Raw genomic sequence first — 15,366 nt, 5'->3', positions numbered from 1 at the left:
CGGCGGAACCGGCAAAGGCGGTTAATTCAGTGTTGATCGCCGGAGCATGATGCCGAAAGTGCGAGCGGTTTTGGATGACATCATGTCCTCGCTTTTAATTTGGATCGGATCTTACATCCACTCGCGGCCCTCGTTGCGCAGGAAGTAGATGAGATCCAGCGTGAGACTCGGCTTGCCGAGTGCCGTCAGCGTCATATGGCACTGGCCGCGATGATGGGTCTGGTGGTTGAAGAAGTGCGCGACCGCTGCCGACAGCGGTTGGGTGATCTCGACCGGCTGTACCACCGTGACATAAGTGAAGTCGCCGGCGAGGGTTTTCTCGTCCAGCATGCTCGTCCAGGCAATGATCCGCTCATCCTCCGCTTTGCGGGCGGCGGCCAGCGCATCCAGCTCTTCGAAGAGCACGGCATCGAGTGTCGTCGGCGCATTGCCGGTGCCGGTGAAGCGCTTCATCCATATCCGGTCGGCGACGAGCAGATGATTGAGCGTGCGATGCAGCGAGCCGAAGAAGGCGCCGCGATTGCTGCGGAAGTCTGCATCGCTGAGTTCGGCCGCGGCCGCGTAGACTTGCGTGTTGGCCCAGCGATTATAGGCGGCGAACATCCTGTAATGTCTGAGCATTCACTCCCTCCCGGATTGGTCGCTGCAGTCTAGCCCGGTTTCCCCGAAATCGCAGTGATATGCCCATGATATTTCCTGATTTGATCGCCGGCGCTTTCTGTCGTGGAATGGATGCAGCCGTGATCTCGAAAGGACTGTCATGACCAGAGCCCTCTATTCCCTCTGCGGTGCCGACGAGCGGCGCTTCTTTTCTCCCCATTGCTGGAAGGCGGTGATGGCGCTGGCGCATAAAGGGCTCGATTTCGAGGAGATTCCGACGACCTACGCCCGCATCCGCGCGATCGGCGGCGGCGTGTCGCCGACCGTGCCGGTGCTCGATGACAACGGCCGGCTGATCCCCGACAGTTTCGACATCGCCCTCTATCTGGAGGAGGCCTATCCCGAGCGGCCGTCGCTGTTTGGCGGCGAGGGCGGCAAGGCGCTATCGCGCATGGTCGAAGGCTATTCGCAGATGATCATCCATCCGGCGATCATGCGCATTGCCCTTCTCGATATCCACGCGAACCTCGACGAGGGCGACAAGGCCTATTTCCGCGAAAGCCGTGAGGTCAGGCTGGGCAAGCCGCTGGAAGTGGTTGCCGCCGATAGCGAAGCGGAGAAGGCTTCCTTCGGCGCCAAGCTGGAGCCGCTCCGCCACATGCTGAAGTTCCAGCCCTTCATCGGCGGGCAGACGCCGCTGTTTGCCGACTATATCGTCTTCGGCGCGCTGCAATGGCTGCGTGTCTCCGCCGGTCTCGCCATGCTGGCCGCCGCCGATCCGGTCATGGGCTGGTTCGAACGCTGCCTCGATCTTCACCAAAGCCGCGGCAGGACTGTGACAGCGGCGTGAAATTGCCGCCGACCCCTTGTTTTCGGGCGTTGGGGCGGGTAAAGACCGCCCACTTTTCCCGAGAAAACAGAGGATTTGACTATGGCGATTGAACGCACCTTCTCGATGATCAAGCCGGATGCAACCAAGCGCAACCTGACGGGCGCCATCACCAAGATGCTCGAAGATGCCGGTCTGCGCGTCGTCGCCTCCAAGCGCGTCTGGATGAGCCGTCGCGAAGCCGAAGGCTTCTACGCCGTTCACAAGGACCGTCCCTTCTTCGGCGAACTGGTCGAAGGCATGACCTCCGGCCCGACCGTCGTCCAGGTGCTGGAAGGCGAAGGCGCGATCCTCAAGAACCGCGAGATCATGGGCGCGACCAACCCGGCAAACGCTGACGAAGGCACGATCCGCAAGGTTCACGCCCTGTCGATCGGCGAAAACTCCGTTCACGGCTCGGATGCTCCGGAAACGGCCGCCCAGGAAATCAAGTACTGGTTCTCCGACACCGAAATCGTCGGCTGAGGCCTGACGTCGGCATTCGTGCCGAACACCTTGAATTGACTCTTGAAAGCCGGGGGCTCTGCTCCGGCTTTTTCTATGTGCCCTTGTTTCTATGCCGGGCATTTATCGGTATTGGAGAAATCGACGCTGCCGTCAGGCTTGAAGACCTCAGGATTCTTTTCATAAAGCGCGCCGATAACGAGCGGTTTGCTCGGCAGCACTGTCTGGTCGAGGTCGGAACGGAACTGCGTTTTCAATTCCTGCAGCACCTTGCCGTCCTTGTCGACCAGCCGGACACTCACGGAATAGGGGCGGTCCTTGCGCACACAGTGCAGGTTCTCGCTCTGCAGCGCGATCTTGTCGTCGATCGGGTAGATCTTCTGATTCAGTACCAGCGGATCGCCACCTTCAGGATTTTCGAATTCGGCGATGATCACCGAACCGTCGGGAATGGGTCCTGTCTTCTTCAGCGTCAGCAGATAGGTGGCGCTCGCCACCCGATAGTTGAAGACGAAGAGATGGCCGGTGACCTCGACCAGATTTTCCGCCTGGCGCTGGCAGGCGGACAGCAGCCCGACAGTGACCGCCATCACGATCCAATAATTCCTCATGGCGTCTCCTCCTTCTTGCGGCGATAGTGCCGATTGGCCTTGGCGCGGTTGCCGCAGACCGCCATGTCGCACCAGGCCCGGCTCCGGTTCTTGCTGCGATCGATGAACAGCCAGCCGCAATTTCCGCAGATCTTCATCCGCTCCGGATCCGGCATGGCGATCAGCCGTAGCACCGAATGGGCAGTAGCCGAGGCCAGGCTGCCGGGGCTTGGGTCGCGCAATGTCTTCGCCAAGGCTTCCAACAGCCCGGCCAGCAGTTGGTCGTTGCCGCCATCGAGTATACGCTTGCGGAAATAGAGGTCGATCTCTTCCCGCAGCGCGATGAAATCCGCCTCGTTTTCCGCCGCCACCGGCGCGATGTCGCCGAAGAGGGCGCGTTCGGCGCAGAATTCGGCGGCCGCGCGCGGAAAACTCCGCATCTGATCGCTGACTGCGAAGCGATCGATCCGCCGCGTAGCATCGTGGCGCAGAACGACGCTGTTGGCGACATCGAGCGCCAGTGCGCCGCCAGCAAAGCGGTGAGGGGTCCAGGAAAAGCTCATATTAAAATTATAACTGGCAAAATAGGTTTTACCAGTTATAATTTTGCGGACGCGGAGTGTCTGGAATGGCCTATCTTCTGCAGCAGCTGGCGAATGCGGTTCCGCTCGCTGCCCTCTATGCCGCGCTCGCCTTCGGTTATGCCGTGGCCTTCGGCGTGACGAAGCGGGCCGACATCACCTATGGGGCGATCTTTGCTTTCGCCGGCCAGATTCTGCTGCTCTTCACCGAACTCGCCTATGTCAGGTTCTGGCTGGTGCTGCCGGCGGCTCTTGCCATCGGCGCCGGCGCTTCCATCATCTATTCGCTGGCGGCGGGCCTCTGGATCGGCCGCTCGATCATGCTGCCGCTGGTCAGCAAATCGCCGAATACGGTCATCGTCGCCGCCCTCGGCATGATGATCGTGCTGATGGAGACAGCCCGGCTTGCCGCCAATAGCCACGGCATCTGGCTGCCGCCGTTCCTGAACGACACGGTCGTCTTCTGGAGCGACGGCCTGTTCAAGGTGACGCTCACCTATATCCAGCTGATCGACAGCGCGCTGATGTGCGCCATCGTCGCGGTGGGTGCGCTGATCCTCAGGCGCACGGCCTGGGGCCGCGTCTGGCGCGCCGTCACCGACGATCCCTTGGCCGCCGAACTCTGCGGCACCAGCGCCGATCGCGTCTTTCTCGGCGCCTATGCGGCCGCGGCCCTCGTCGCCACCCTCTGCGGCATCCTCGCCACCTTCTATTACGGCTCGATGGATTTTGGCGCCGGCCTGATGTTCGGGCTGAAGGTGCTGCTGATCGCTGCCGTCGGCGGCTACTCCGATCCGCTGCGCTCGGCCGGTGGCGCTGCCGGGCTTGCCGTCGTCGAAACCTTGTGGGGCGCCTACGGCCCCTTCGTCTGGCGGGATCTCGTCATCTTCTCGCTGCTCGTCCTGCTCCTGGTCATGAGCCGCAGAGAGCGCGTCGTGCTCTGATCATTTCCACTTGTCGCGCGCCGTATCGTCGGCGTCTTTCGCCGCGACCCAGTTGCCCGTAGCGCCATCCTTGCCATGTTCCTTCTTCCAGAAGGGGGCGGCGGTCTTCAGGAAATCCATGACGAAATTGGCGCCGTCGAACGCCGCCTGCCGGTGCGGTGCGGCTGCGACGACCAGGACGATATTCTCGCCAGCCGCGATCTTGCCGTAGCGGTGGATGGCGGTCAGGCCGAGAAGTCCGAAACGCGTTATGGCAAGATCGCCGATGCGCCGTATCTCCGCCTCCGCCATGCCGGGATAATGCTCCAGTTCGAGGGCCGCCAGCGTACCGCCTTCATCGCGGCAGAGACCGGAAAAAGTGACGACGGCGCCGATACCGGCTTTATCTTTGGAGAGCAGATCGACCTCGGTCTGCAGGTCGAAGTCTTCGTGTTGAACGCGGATGGTGGGGGTAACGGTCATGATAACATCCCCGACTGTTTTGATGCCGTAGCGGGAGGTATGGAGAGGGCGGAGGGGGGGTATCGACACGACACCACCATCACCGCTTCATCCCCCCGTCATCGGCGGAAAAATCCCGATCTCCCGTGCGGCGCCGATCGGTTCGTCATGCTCGACATGCTCCATGTCGAGCGCCACGCGGATCACCTCGGGATATTGAAGTGCGGTCTCATATTCTTCGCCGAGCGTCTTCAAATGATTCAGAAGATCGGCGACGGTGACGACGGAGGAGGGGAGGTCGATCTCCTCTTCTCCCTTGCCGATGCGCTCGCGCACCCATGCGAAATAGACAAGCCGCGTCATTCCTCGTCATCCACGATATGTTTCAGCCCGGCGCGGAAATAATCATAGCCAGTATAGATGGTCAGCAGTGCTGCGATCCACAGCAGCGCAATGCCGGTCTGCGTCGTATAGGGGAAGATCTCGTCACCGGCCGGGCCGGCGAGGAGGAAGGCGATGGCGACCAGCTGCAGCGTCGTCTTCCATTTGGCGATCCGTGTCACCGGTACGCTGACCTTCAGCGCCGCCAGATATTCGCGCAGTCCCGACACCAGGATCTCGCGGCAAAGAATGGTGATCGCCGCCCAGATCGACCAGCCGGCAATCGTCTGGTCGGCCGCGACCAGCAGCAGGATCGAGGCGACCAGCAGCTTGTCGGCGATCGGATCGAGCATGCGGCCGATATTCGACGTCTGGTTCCAGATGCGTGCGAGATAGCCGTCGAGGAAATCGGTGAGCGAAGCGATGACGAAGATCCACAGCGCCACCCAGCGCGCCGTGTTGCTGATCGACAGCCTGCCCTCGATGAAGAAGCAGAGAACGATCAGCGGCACGGCGAGGATGCGGCCGTAGGTCAGAAGATTGGGAATGCTGTACGCACGCGATGCCATGGGATCGTTTCTCTGAATTGATACGCCGTTACAGCGCCGCGCGTCTTTCTGAGGCGCGCAAAGGACGCTGTAACATTTTGAACCTGCGCATCGTGCTTTCCGAAAATCGAGTCCGATTTTCGGGCCGATGCGGTAGATGACGGCTTTGGCCGCGGACCGTCAACATTCTTTCTGTCTTTTCACCGCCTTTGCGTGGAATTTGCGACGGAGGCCGGTTATTTCGCGGCGTCGTCGTGGAAATGATTATAGACCTGCTTGGCGACCGCTTCCGATATGCCTTCCACCGCCATCAGGTCGGACAGGGCGGCGCGCGAAACCGCCTTCGCCGTGCCGAAATGCTGGAGCAGCGCCCGTTTGCGCGATGGGCCGATGCCGCCGATCTCGTCGAGCGGGTTCTTGATCATTTCCTTCTTGCGCCGCGCCCGGTGTGAGCCGATCGCGAAACGATGCGCTTCGTCGCGCAGGCGCTGGATGAAGTAGAGCACCGGATCGCGCGGCGGCAGCGTGAAGCTCTCGCGCCCCGGCGGAAAGAAACGTTCGCGCCCGGCGTCGCGGTCGACGCCCTTGGCGATGCCGATCGCCGTGACGCTGTCGGTGATGCCGAGTTCGGCAAGGATGGCGCGCACCGCCGTCATTTGCCCCTGGCCGCCGTCGATCAGGATCACATCGGGCCAGGTGGGGAAGGGCATGTCGGCGGCGTCGGGTGTGGCCGCCTGCACCGTCCGGTCTGGAATGCCTTCCTCCTTGATCAACCGCGAGAAACGCCGTGTCATCACCTCCTTCATCATGCCGAAGTCGTCTCCGGGCGTGATGTCGGTCGATTTGATGTTGAACTTGCGGTACTGGTTCTTGACGAAGCCTTCCGGCCCCGCGACCACCATGCCGCCGACGGCATTGGTGCCCATGATATGCGAGTTGTCGTAGATCTCGATGCGCTGCGGCGCATAGGAAAGCCCGAACGTTTCCTTGAAACCCTCGAGCAGCCGCGACTGCGACGCCGTTTCGGCGAGCTTTCTCCCATGCGCCTCGCGTGCATTGCCGACGACATGATCGACCAGATCGCGCTTCTCGCCGCGCTGCGGCACGAGGATGGAAACCTTGTGGCCGGCCTTTTCGCTGAGTGCGGCAGCGAGCAGTTCCAACTCCTCGACCGTTTCCGACAGCATGATCTGCTTCGGCACCGGCTTGTCGTCGTAGAACTGCGCCATGAAGGAGTTCAGCACTTCGGCGCTCGAAAGCTGCGGATCGGCCTTTGGGAAATAGGCGCGATTGCCCCAGTTCTGTCCGGTGCGGAAGAAGAACACCTGGATGCAGGAAACGCCGCCCTCATGGTGGATGGCGAAAACATCAGCCTCTTCGACGCCGGCCGGATTGATGCCCTGGTGGCTCTGCACATGCGAAAGTGCCGCCAGGCGATCACGATATATCGCCGCCCGCTCGAAATCGAGGTCCTCGGCCGCCTGGTTCATGGCCTCGGCCATATGCGACTTCACCTTCTGGCTCTTGCCGGACAGGAAGTCCTTCGCCTCCTGCACCAGTTCGCCATAACCCTCGTCGCTGACCTCATGCGTGCAGGGCCCGGAACAGCGCTTGATCTGGTAGAGCAGGCAGGGTCGCGTCCGCGTTTCGAAGACGCTGTCGGTGCAGGTGCGAATCAGGAAGGCGCGCTGCAGCGAATTGATCGTCCGCCCGACAGCGCCGGCCGAAGCGAAAGGTCCAAAATAGTCGCCCTTTCGCGCTCTCGCACCGCGATGCTTGAAAATCGCAGGCGCCCGGTGGTCGCCGGTGATGAGGATGTAGGGGAAGGACTTGTCGTCGCGCAGCAATACGTTAAAGCGCGGCCGCAAGCGTTTGATCAGATTCGCTTCCAGAAGCAGCGCTTCGGTTTCCGTGCGCGTCGTCACGAATTCCATGTTCGCCGTCTGGCGTACCATCTGGGCGATGCGGTTGGAATGCACGCGGCCGACGGCGTAATTGCCGACGCGCTTCTTCAGACTGCGCGCCTTGCCGACATAAAGTACGTCGCCCTCGGCATTGAACATGCGGTAGACGCCGGGGCTGTTCGGCAGCCGCTTGACGAATTCACCGATCAGTTCCGCGCCGATGAGCCCGGTTTCATTGAGGCTGCCGGCGTTCCAGTCGACGGCTGCGGCAAGCGGGGCGGCGGCGGAAACATCGCCTTCCACCTCGATATCGTCTTCGCTCTCATCCGTCTCGTCGTAGAGAACGCCGCCATCCGGCAGCTTTCGTCCGTTCATTCCGTAATCTCCGCCACATCGGGCGTCTGCCAGGCGAGGTGCTGGCCGCCGTCGAGGGCAATCATCTGGCCGGTGATCGAGGGCGTGTCGTAAAGGAAGCGAATCGTTTGTCCGAATTCCTCGAGCGCCGGCCCTCGCTGCAAGATAAGGGCTGAGACCTGCGCTTGGAAGTCCTCCATCGCCTGCCGCTCGCTCGGCATCGAGGGACCGGGGCCGACGGCATTGACGCGGATGCGTGGCGCCAATGCCTGTGCAAGCGTCTGCGTCGCCGTCCACAGCGCGGATTTGGAGAGGGTATAGGAATAGAAGCTGGGCCTCAGCGCCCAAACCCGCTGGTCGATGATATTGACGATCAGCCCCGATGCCGCAACGGGCATCTGCTGCGCGAAGGCCGCCGCAAGGATAGAGGGCGCACGTACATGCAGGTCGAAGTGCAATGCCCAGGTGGCGGCATTGAAACTACGCGCTGAATCATGCTGGAAGACCGACGCATTGTTGACGAGCAGATCGAGCGGCCCGAGTGCTTCCGACGCCTTCGCGACCAACGCGCCGGTTTCGCCGATATCGGTCAGGTCGGCCTGCAAGGCGGCTGCCCGATATCCCTTCCGCCGCAATTCCGCCACCAGCTCTTCGGCTTCACCAACGGAGCCGTTCGCGTGGATCGCGACGGAAAAGCCATTTGCAGCAAGGTCTTCGGCGATTGCCCGTCCTATTCTCTTAGCTGACCCTGTTATAAGGGCCGTGCGAAGTCTTTCGTCGTTCAAAATCTTGCTTTCTGATCCCGCGAGTCTGCCTGCAGACTATATAGGGGCCGGCGGAGATTATATAAATAGGCCGTTGCGGTTGCGTCCCCGAGCGAGATATTCTATGTATTATTTAAGAATGCGATTTACTAAAATAAGTATTTTAAGTTTAACTCTTCGATAGGGTTAATGAAGTGTATGTTGCGTCAAAGCAACATCGAATTTCAGCCATGCGGCTGCCACAATGATATCACAATTTGGCTCTTTCAAATCCGCATTTGAGTTCCAATTTCAGTCTCGATCCGGAAGGGACATCTGGCAATATCCCGCCAATGCTTCACTGATAGACAGATGACAAGCGGCGCGGGACTGAAAGGAGACTAAGTATGCGTGTACTCATTGCTGGCCTCATGGCCTCCGTTTTTGCAATTGCGGGCGTCTCGGCAGCTCAGGCGGCCGATGCCGTCGACCAGGTTCCGGAAGCGCCGGTTGCCCAGGACGCTCCGGTCAAGCCGGCAGGAAACTGGGAAGGCTTTTATCTCGGCGGCGCCGGCACCTACAACATGGGTGACTTCGGTTCCGACCGCCACACCTATGGTTTCGGCGGCCAGGTCTTCACCGGCTACAACTGGCAGGCGGGCCAGATCGTCTACGGCGTTGAATCCGACCTCGGCTACAGCGGCGACGACGTCTCCTCGGGCGGCGTCAAGAACAAGTATGGCTGGAACGGTTCCGTCCGTGGCCGCGTCGGCTACGACATGAACCCCTTCCTGCTCTACGGCACGGCCGGTCTGGCGATCGGCGACGTCAAGGTTTCCGACGACACCTCGGACGAAAGCAAGACGAACTTCGGCTATACGGTCGGCGCCGGCGTCGAAGCCTTCGTGACCAACAACATCACGACGCGCCTGGAATATCGCTACACCGACTACCAGAGCAAGGACTACGACCTCGACTCCGGCAGCTTCTCGCGCGGTTACGACGAGAACAGCGTCAAGCTCGGTATCGGCGTCAAGTTCTAAGCCGGACAAACCGTTCAAGCATGAAAAGCCGGGCTCATCGCCCGGCTTTTTGCTGTGCGTTTGTTGGTCCGGTCGTTCAGCCGTGCGCTTTGAGCACACTCAGCCCTGGGACTTGAGCTCGTTATGGGCAGGGAATTTCTTGCCGAACTGCCGCAGCCAGTCGGTGAGCGGCGCATGATCGGCCTCCCACTGGTCCTTGAAGCGCAGTTCAAGATAATCGAGCGTCGCGGCCAGCGCGAAATGCCCGCCGCTGAGCTTCTTGCCGAGCTTCGGTGGATTGGCGCTCAGATGCGCGAGCCCGCTCGTCGCCTTCTTCCATTGCCGGTCGATCCACGGCTGGTGAACCTTTTCCTCGTCGCGGAAGCGCCGCTCATAGACGATCGCCAGCAGGCAGTCGCAGATGCCGTCGCAGAGCGCCTCGAGGATTTCCGCATCCGTGCGCTTGCCCTTCTTGGAGGGATAGAGCCCACCCTTCGTCAGCCGGTCGAAATAATGCATGATCGCCACGCTGTCATAGATCGAAAGCCCGTCATCGGTCAGAAGCGTCGGAATCTTGCCGAGCGGATTGTTATCCACCAGGATCGCCGGTCCGGTATTGGTGTCGACCCGGATGGCGTTCAACTCCAGCTCCAGAAAATGCGCGGCCATCCGCACCTTGTTGGAATAGGGCGAGGCGGGCGAACAAAGGAGCTTCATGGGACACCTGATGAGATTGTGGATTGCGGCGCGGACTATCCGCGAAGCTAGCGCATAACCCCGAAAATCGAAATCGATTTTCGGAAAGGATTATGCGCAAATTCAAAGTGCTACGGCGTCTTTGCGCGTCTGAAAAGACGCGCGGTGCTGTAGTTAGCTATCGTCCTTTATGGCCTTGTTCTCGCCGCGCAGCCAGAAGGCGCGGTGCGAGGCGAAACGATCCTGCGCCAGATGGTCCTTCAATGCGGGCAGCAATTGGTGCAACTCGTCCTTCAGCGTGAAGGGCGGGTTGACGATGACGAGGCCTGAGCCCGTCAATCCGGTAGTGCCGCGGTCGCTGCGAACCACGAGTTCGGCGCAGAGCATTTTCGGGATGTCGAGCGCCTGCAGGCTCTCGTGGAATTCCTTGATCGGCGCGCCCTTCTTCAGTGGATACCACAGGCAATAGGTGCCGCCGGGAAAACGCCGATAGGCCTTTTCCAACCCTTCGGCCAGACGCTGATATTCATCCTCTTCCTCGAAGGGCGGATCGACGAGCACGATACCGCGCTTCTCCTTCGGCGGCAGATGCGCGCCGAGCGCCAGCCAGCCGTCGAGCTCGGTGATGCGGGCATGGTGATCGCCCTCGAACAGCCGGTGCAGCCTGATAAAGTCCTCGGGGTGCAGTTCCATGGCCGACAGCCGGTCCTGCGGGCGGAACAGCATGCGCGCAAGTTTCGGCGATCCAGGATAGAAGCGGATGCCGCCCTCTGGGTTGAGTTCGCGGATTGCCCAGAGATAGGGCTCGAGCAGTTCGGAAACCTGAGGTCCGAGCTCGGCCTCCATCAGCTTGCCGATGCCCTCGAGCCATTCGCCGGTTTTCTGCGTTTCCTCGGAGGAGAGGTCGTAGAGGCCGATGCCGGCATGCGTGTCGAGCACGCGGAACGCCCCATCCTTCTTCTGCATGTAGCGGATCAGCCGCGCCAGCACGGCATGTTTCAGCACATCGGCAAAGTTGCCCGCGTGGTAGATATGGCGGTAGTTCATTTTCGCTGATGTCCGTATGAATTCGCGTCATGGCGAGCTTTTGTGGCTTTTGGCCGTGCAAGCCTTGGAATATACAAATGCCATGAACATTGCGACTCCCATCCACGCCAAATCAGAAAAGCCGGCCAACAGGGTGGGCCACACCGCCTGTCCGCATGACTGTCCCTCCACCTGTGCGCTGGAGGTCGATATATCAGAGGATGGCCGCATCGGCCGTGTACGCGGCGCCAATGACCATTCCTACACGTCAGGCGTCATCTGCGCCAAGGTCGCCCGTTATGCCGAGCGGCTCTACCATCCCGACCGCCTGATGCATCCCTTGCGCCGCGCCGGCGCCAAGGGGGCAGGGCAGTGGCAGCAGATTTCCTGGGACGATGCGCTGGATGAGATCGCCGAAGCCTTTGTGAAGGCCGAGGCGAGGGACGGCAGCGAGGCGATCTGGCCCTATTTCTACGCTGGCACCATGGGCTGGGTGCAGCGCGATTCGCTCGATCGTCTGCGTCATGCCAAGCGTTACTCCGGCTTCTTCTCCTCGATCTGCACCAACCCCGCCTGGACCGGCTTCACCATGGCGACCGGCACGCTGCGTGGTCCCGATCCGCGCGAGATGGGCCGCACCGATTGCGTCGTCATCTGGGGCACCAACGCGGTCTCGACGCAGGTCAATGTGATGACCCACGCCATCAAGTCGCGCAAGGAGCGCGGCGCCAAGATCGTCGTCATCGACATTTACGACAATCCGACGATGAAGCAGGCCGACATGGCGCTGATCGTCAGGCCGGGTACCGATGCAGCACTCGCGTGCGCTGTCATGCACATCGCCTTCCGCGACGGCCATGCCGACCGTGATTATATGGCGCGGTATGCCGACGATCCCGAGGGTCTCGAAGCGCATCTGAAAACCAGGACGCCGCAATGGGCCGCCGCCATCACCGGTCTTTCGGTCGAGGAGATCGAAGCCTTCGCCAGCCTCGTCGGCACCACGAAGAAGACCTTCTTCCGCCTGGGCTATGGCTTCACCCGCCAGCGCAACGGCGCGGTCGCCATGCATGCGGCCGCCTCGATCGCCACCGTTCTCGGCTCCTGGCAATATGAAGGCGGCGGCGCCTTCCATTCGAACAGCGATATTTTCCGCATGAACAGCGCCGAACTGACCGGCCGGTCGATGAAGGATGCCGATATCCGCATGCTCGACCAGTCGCAGATCGGCCGGGTGCTGACCGGTGATGCGGTGGCGCTCCGTCATCGCGGCCCGGTGACGGCGATGCTGATCCAGAACACCAATCCCGCCAACATCGCCCCCGAGCAGCGCCTCGTCAGACGCGGCTTTGCCCGCAACGACCTCTTCGTCGCCGTCCACGAGCAGTTCATGACCGAAACGGCTGAGATCGCCGATATCGTCATTCCGGCGACGATGTTCGTCGAGCATGACGATATCTACCGGGCCGGCGGCCAGAACCATATCCTGCTGGGGCCGAAGCTGGTCGAGCCGCCGCCGACCGTGCGCACCAATCTCTTCGTCATCGAGGAACTGGCCAAACGCCTCGGCGTCGCCGATCGTCCCGGCTTCGGCTTCACCGCCCGCGAGATGGTCGACCGCATCCTCGAATCGAGCGGCCTGCCGGATTATGAGCATTTCCTCGAACACAAATGGTTCGATCGCCAGCCCGCCTTCGAGGAGGCGCATTATCTGAACGGCTTTGCCCATCCGGATGGCAAGTTCCACTTTCGCCCGGACTGGATCAATCAGCCGGCGCCGAACAAGCCGCCGGCCGCCATCGGGGTGCTCGGGCCGCATGCCGAGCTTCCGGCCTTCCCTGATCAGGTCGATGTCATCGAAGTCGCCGATCCCGAGCATCCTTTCCGGCTGGCCACGTCGCCCGCCCGCAACTTCCTGAATTCGAGCTTCTCCGAGACCAAGACCTCTCGCCAAAAGGAAGGGCGCCCCGAGGTGATGATCAATCCCGCCGACGCCGAAGCCAATGGCATCGCCCATGGCGATCTCGTTCGCATTGGCAACAGCCGCGGCGATCTGCGCATCCACGCCCGCATCACCACCGAAGTGAAATCCGGCGTGCTGATCGCCGAGGGGCTTTGGCCGAACAAGGCGCATGTCGATGGCGAGGGCATCAATGTCTTGACCGGCGCCGACCCCGTCGCACCCTATGGCGGGGCGGCCGTTCACGACAACAAGGTCTGGCTTCGCAGGGACGCAGCATGATGCAGCCGACATCACGCGTGAAGATCGTCAGCGAAGAAATCCTGTCGAATGGCTGGACGCGGCTCTCCAGCTACCTGCTCGATTATTTAGACCGCAAGGGCGCAACCCAGCGGTTGAAGCGGGAGGTCTATCACCGCACGCCCGCCGCCTGCATCCTGCTTTATGATCCCAGGCGCGACCTTGTCGTGCTCGTTCGCCAGTTCCGCCTCCCTGTTCATCTCAATGGCGATCCCGCCTGGACAATCGAGGTGCCGGCCGGCCTTCTCGATGATGATCATCCCGAGGCGGCGATCCGCCGCGAGGCGATGGAGGAGACCGGTTATCGGCTGCGCGACGCGCGCTTCCTGTTCAAATCCTATACCTCGCCGGGCGCCGTCACCGAGGTCGTCCACTTCTTCGCAGCCCTCATCGACACTGCCGACCGCGTGGCGGAAGGCGGCGGCCTGGACGAAGAGCACGAGGATATCGAGGTCCTCGAAGTCCCGCTCGACGCGGCCGCGGCAATGATCGAAACCGGCGAGATCTTCGATGCCAAGACGATCGTGCTGTTGCAATGGGCGCTGTTGAACAGGGGCAAACTTCGTTAGCGGGTAAGGCGATCGAGACCTGGTTCGTCAAGTTACTTCGGGCGGATCGACATGATCCGCGACCCGTTTAGTTTTCTCCGCGAACTCGCATCATCTGCTGAAAGGCGCGCTGCTTCAGTGCAGGTACCGCATTGATGATGCGCATTACGCCGCGCGTGACAGCGAGTTGAAGTCTGCCGACAATCGGCCGATGGACCAGGTCGCTGGCATCCATCTGCTTTTTCGATTCTCGGATCGCTTCGGTACTGTAGCGAAGCATCTCGACTTCGTAGGCATGTATGGCTTGGACAAGCGGTTTTCGCCCTTGGTTCGCTTCAACCAGCATGTGTCCGAGCAGTGCGGCATCGCGAAGCGCGGTATTGGCGCCCGCGCCTCGTCCTGGCGTCATCGTATGGACGGCGTCACCGAGCAGAGTGACATTCGAACTCGCCCAAGGCGTCAGCGGGACGGCGGTTCTCATCCTGACATCGTGGATCGTCGAGGGCTCCGTCATCTGAATGAGCGCATGTAAGTGCGGATGCCAGTCCCGGGTGAGTTTCAAGCCCAGTTCTCTCAATTGTTCGCCGCTCAGACCGGTCGGGTCCCGCGGCCAGTTCTGCCGAGCTCCCCATACCCCCCAACCGACGCTGTCCTCGTCGAGTGCTTCGACGAAGTCCGGCCAACGAGCAATAAAACCTGGGTCGCTTCTAGTGCCGGCGAACTCGAGCGAGTGAATGATTGCGCCGAAGCCCATCGGCGCCATGATCAGCGACATGCCTTGAAACATTTTGTCCGACAGCAGAGCTTTCGTCGCGTCCGTCATCGGAATTTTGCCCCCGACCGACACGATCCCCGTGTCTTCCAGACGCGCTTCCGGCAGACGTTGCTTGCGTACAGTCGAATTCGTGCCGTCAGCGCCCACCAGCACATCTCCCGTCGCGAGACTTCCATCCTGAAAGCAAGCTATGACCGACCCGTCGGCGCTGTTTATGTAACTTTGAAGCGTCTTCCCGAAGAAGACGTCGTCTTCAAGTCCTCTGAGCAGAACCCGCCTCAGCGTCTTTCGAATGACGTTCTTTTCACCGTCGAGAGTGTTCGGGCCTGCATCATCGATATCGAAGCTCAGGACTTCGCCCAGTTGTTCAGTGAGCATGTTGAAATAGCGTGGCGACCTGGCGCAGGTGGCGACATAGAGATCGTAGAGTTCGCCGGGGACACAGGCTTTTAGCGCGCGGCTTCCAGCCGGGCTGATGCCGACGCGATAACCACCACTGTCGGTGCTCGGCGCAAAGTCGCGCTCATATACCGCTATGCAAACCCCAGCCTGCTTAAGCAGATGTGCGAGTGCCAAACCGCCGGTCCCGGCGCCGATAATCAAAACCTTCATGGTGTTGG

The 15,366-nt window shown here is 61.1% G+C and carries 17 protein-coding genes; 6 read left to right on the top strand and 11 right to left on the bottom strand.

What is annotated here, in order from left to right; translation table 11 throughout:
* Nucleotides 1–111: 111 nt before the first annotated feature.
* Nucleotides 112–621: a DinB family protein gene (locus FHT69_RS10650; protein ID WP_127430657.1), complete on the bottom strand. Its 510-nt coding sequence runs from the start codon at nt 619–621 to the stop codon at nt 112–114.
* A gap of 139 nt (nt 622–760) precedes the next feature.
* Between FHT69_RS10650 and FHT69_RS10645 the strand changes: the two genes are divergently transcribed.
* Nucleotides 761–1,450 (top strand): glutathione S-transferase family protein, encoded by a 690-nt coding sequence (locus FHT69_RS10645; protein ID WP_025570192.1) that lies wholly within the window; start codon nt 761–763, stop codon nt 1,448–1,450.
* A gap of 81 nt (nt 1,451–1,531) precedes the next feature.
* The gene (ndk, locus tag FHT69_RS10640; RefSeq protein ID WP_004680549.1) at nt 1,532–1,954 is read left to right on the top strand and encodes a nucleoside-diphosphate kinase; all 423 of its coding nucleotides are present in this window, start codon (nt 1,532–1,534) and stop codon (nt 1,952–1,954) included.
* Between the two features lie 89 nt (nt 1,955–2,043).
* Here the strand turns inward: ndk and FHT69_RS10635 are convergent, their stop codons facing one another.
* Both FHT69_RS10635 and FHT69_RS10630 read right to left on the bottom strand, forming a co-directional pair.
* Nucleotides 2,044–2,544, bottom strand: a complete 501-nt coding sequence (locus FHT69_RS10635; protein ID WP_048338664.1) for a hypothetical protein — start codon at nt 2,542–2,544, stop codon at nt 2,044–2,046.
* A complete protein-coding gene (locus FHT69_RS10630; protein WP_025570198.1) occupies nt 2,541–3,086 on the bottom strand; it encodes a CGNR zinc finger domain-containing protein in 546 nt (181 codons plus the stop codon). Before FHT69_RS10630 ends, FHT69_RS10635 begins: the two co-directional genes overlap by 4 nt.
* A 65-nt stretch (nt 3,087–3,151) precedes the next feature.
* Between FHT69_RS10630 and FHT69_RS10625 the strand changes: the two genes are divergently transcribed.
* The gene (locus FHT69_RS10625; protein ID WP_183905308.1) at nt 3,152–4,048 is read left to right on the top strand and encodes a branched-chain amino acid ABC transporter permease; all 897 of its coding nucleotides are present in this window, start codon (nt 3,152–3,154) and stop codon (nt 4,046–4,048) included.
* On the opposite strand, the gene FHT69_RS10620 is transcribed toward FHT69_RS10625, so the two are convergent.
* From FHT69_RS10620 to FHT69_RS10600, 5 genes are all read right to left on the bottom strand, one after another.
* Nucleotides 4,049–4,510, bottom strand: coding sequence for a molybdenum cofactor biosynthesis protein MoaE (locus FHT69_RS10620; RefSeq protein ID WP_183905307.1), 462 nt, complete (start codon nt 4,508–4,510; stop codon nt 4,049–4,051).
* Between the two features lie 87 nt (nt 4,511–4,597).
* Nucleotides 4,598–4,852 (bottom strand): molybdopterin converting factor subunit 1, encoded by a 255-nt coding sequence (moaD, locus tag FHT69_RS10615; RefSeq protein ID WP_025570203.1) that lies wholly within the window; start codon nt 4,850–4,852, stop codon nt 4,598–4,600.
* The gene (gene pgsA / locus FHT69_RS10610) at nt 4,849–5,439 is read right to left on the bottom strand and encodes a CDP-diacylglycerol--glycerol-3-phosphate 3-phosphatidyltransferase (RefSeq protein WP_003574129.1); all 591 of its coding nucleotides are present in this window, start codon (nt 5,437–5,439) and stop codon (nt 4,849–4,851) included. The genes moaD and pgsA overlap by 4 nt, the downstream gene beginning before the upstream one ends.
* Nucleotides 5,440–5,654: 215 nt before the next feature.
* Complete coding sequence (gene uvrC, locus FHT69_RS10605) at nt 5,655–7,697, bottom strand: excinuclease ABC subunit UvrC (RefSeq protein ID WP_025570206.1); 2,043 nt, start codon at nt 7,695–7,697, stop codon at nt 5,655–5,657.
* A complete protein-coding gene (locus tag FHT69_RS10600) occupies nt 7,694–8,461 on the bottom strand; it encodes an SDR family oxidoreductase (protein WP_127430655.1) in 768 nt (255 codons plus the stop codon). Before FHT69_RS10600 ends, uvrC begins: the two co-directional genes overlap by 4 nt.
* A gap of 365 nt (nt 8,462–8,826) precedes the next feature.
* Here FHT69_RS10600 and FHT69_RS10595 point away from each other — a divergent pair, with 365 nt between their 5' ends.
* On the top strand, nt 8,827–9,462 hold the full coding sequence (locus tag FHT69_RS10595; protein ID WP_025570209.1) for an outer membrane protein: 636 nt from the start codon (nt 8,827–8,829) through the stop codon (nt 9,460–9,462).
* A gap of 99 nt (nt 9,463–9,561) precedes the next feature.
* On the opposite strand, the gene FHT69_RS10590 is transcribed toward FHT69_RS10595, so the two are convergent.
* On the bottom strand, nt 9,562–10,158 hold the full coding sequence (locus tag FHT69_RS10590) for a glutathione S-transferase (RefSeq protein ID WP_047616355.1): 597 nt from the start codon (nt 10,156–10,158) through the stop codon (nt 9,562–9,564).
* A gap of 153 nt (nt 10,159–10,311) precedes the next feature.
* Complete coding sequence (locus FHT69_RS10585) at nt 10,312–11,184, bottom strand: 23S rRNA (adenine(2030)-N(6))-methyltransferase RlmJ (protein WP_025570213.1); 873 nt, start codon at nt 11,182–11,184, stop codon at nt 10,312–10,314.
* 16 nt (nt 11,185–11,200) lie between these two features.
* Here FHT69_RS10585 and FHT69_RS10580 point away from each other — a divergent pair, with 16 nt between their 5' ends.
* Together FHT69_RS10580 and FHT69_RS10575 are read left to right on the top strand one after the other, a co-directional pair.
* Nucleotides 11,201–13,405, top strand: a complete 2,205-nt coding sequence (locus tag FHT69_RS10580; RefSeq protein WP_183905306.1) for a molybdopterin-dependent oxidoreductase — start codon at nt 11,201–11,203, stop codon at nt 13,403–13,405.
* Entirely contained in the window at nt 13,402–13,992 is a 591-nt protein-coding gene (locus FHT69_RS10575) for an NUDIX domain-containing protein (RefSeq protein ID WP_183905305.1), read from the top strand. Before FHT69_RS10580 ends, FHT69_RS10575 begins: the two co-directional genes overlap by 4 nt.
* A 67-nt stretch (nt 13,993–14,059) precedes the next feature.
* Here FHT69_RS10575 and FHT69_RS10570 read toward each other — a convergent pair whose 3' ends face one another.
* Entirely contained in the window at nt 14,060–15,358 is a 1,299-nt protein-coding gene (locus FHT69_RS10570) for an FAD-dependent oxidoreductase (RefSeq protein WP_183905304.1), read from the bottom strand.
* Nucleotides 15,359–15,366: the final 8 nt, after the last annotated feature.

This window comes from Rhizobium sp. BK008 (assembly GCF_014197345.1).
Lineage (GTDB): Bacteria > Pseudomonadota > Alphaproteobacteria > Rhizobiales > Rhizobiaceae > Rhizobium > Rhizobium anhuiense.
This window is presented reverse-complemented; position numbering and strand designations above follow the sequence as displayed.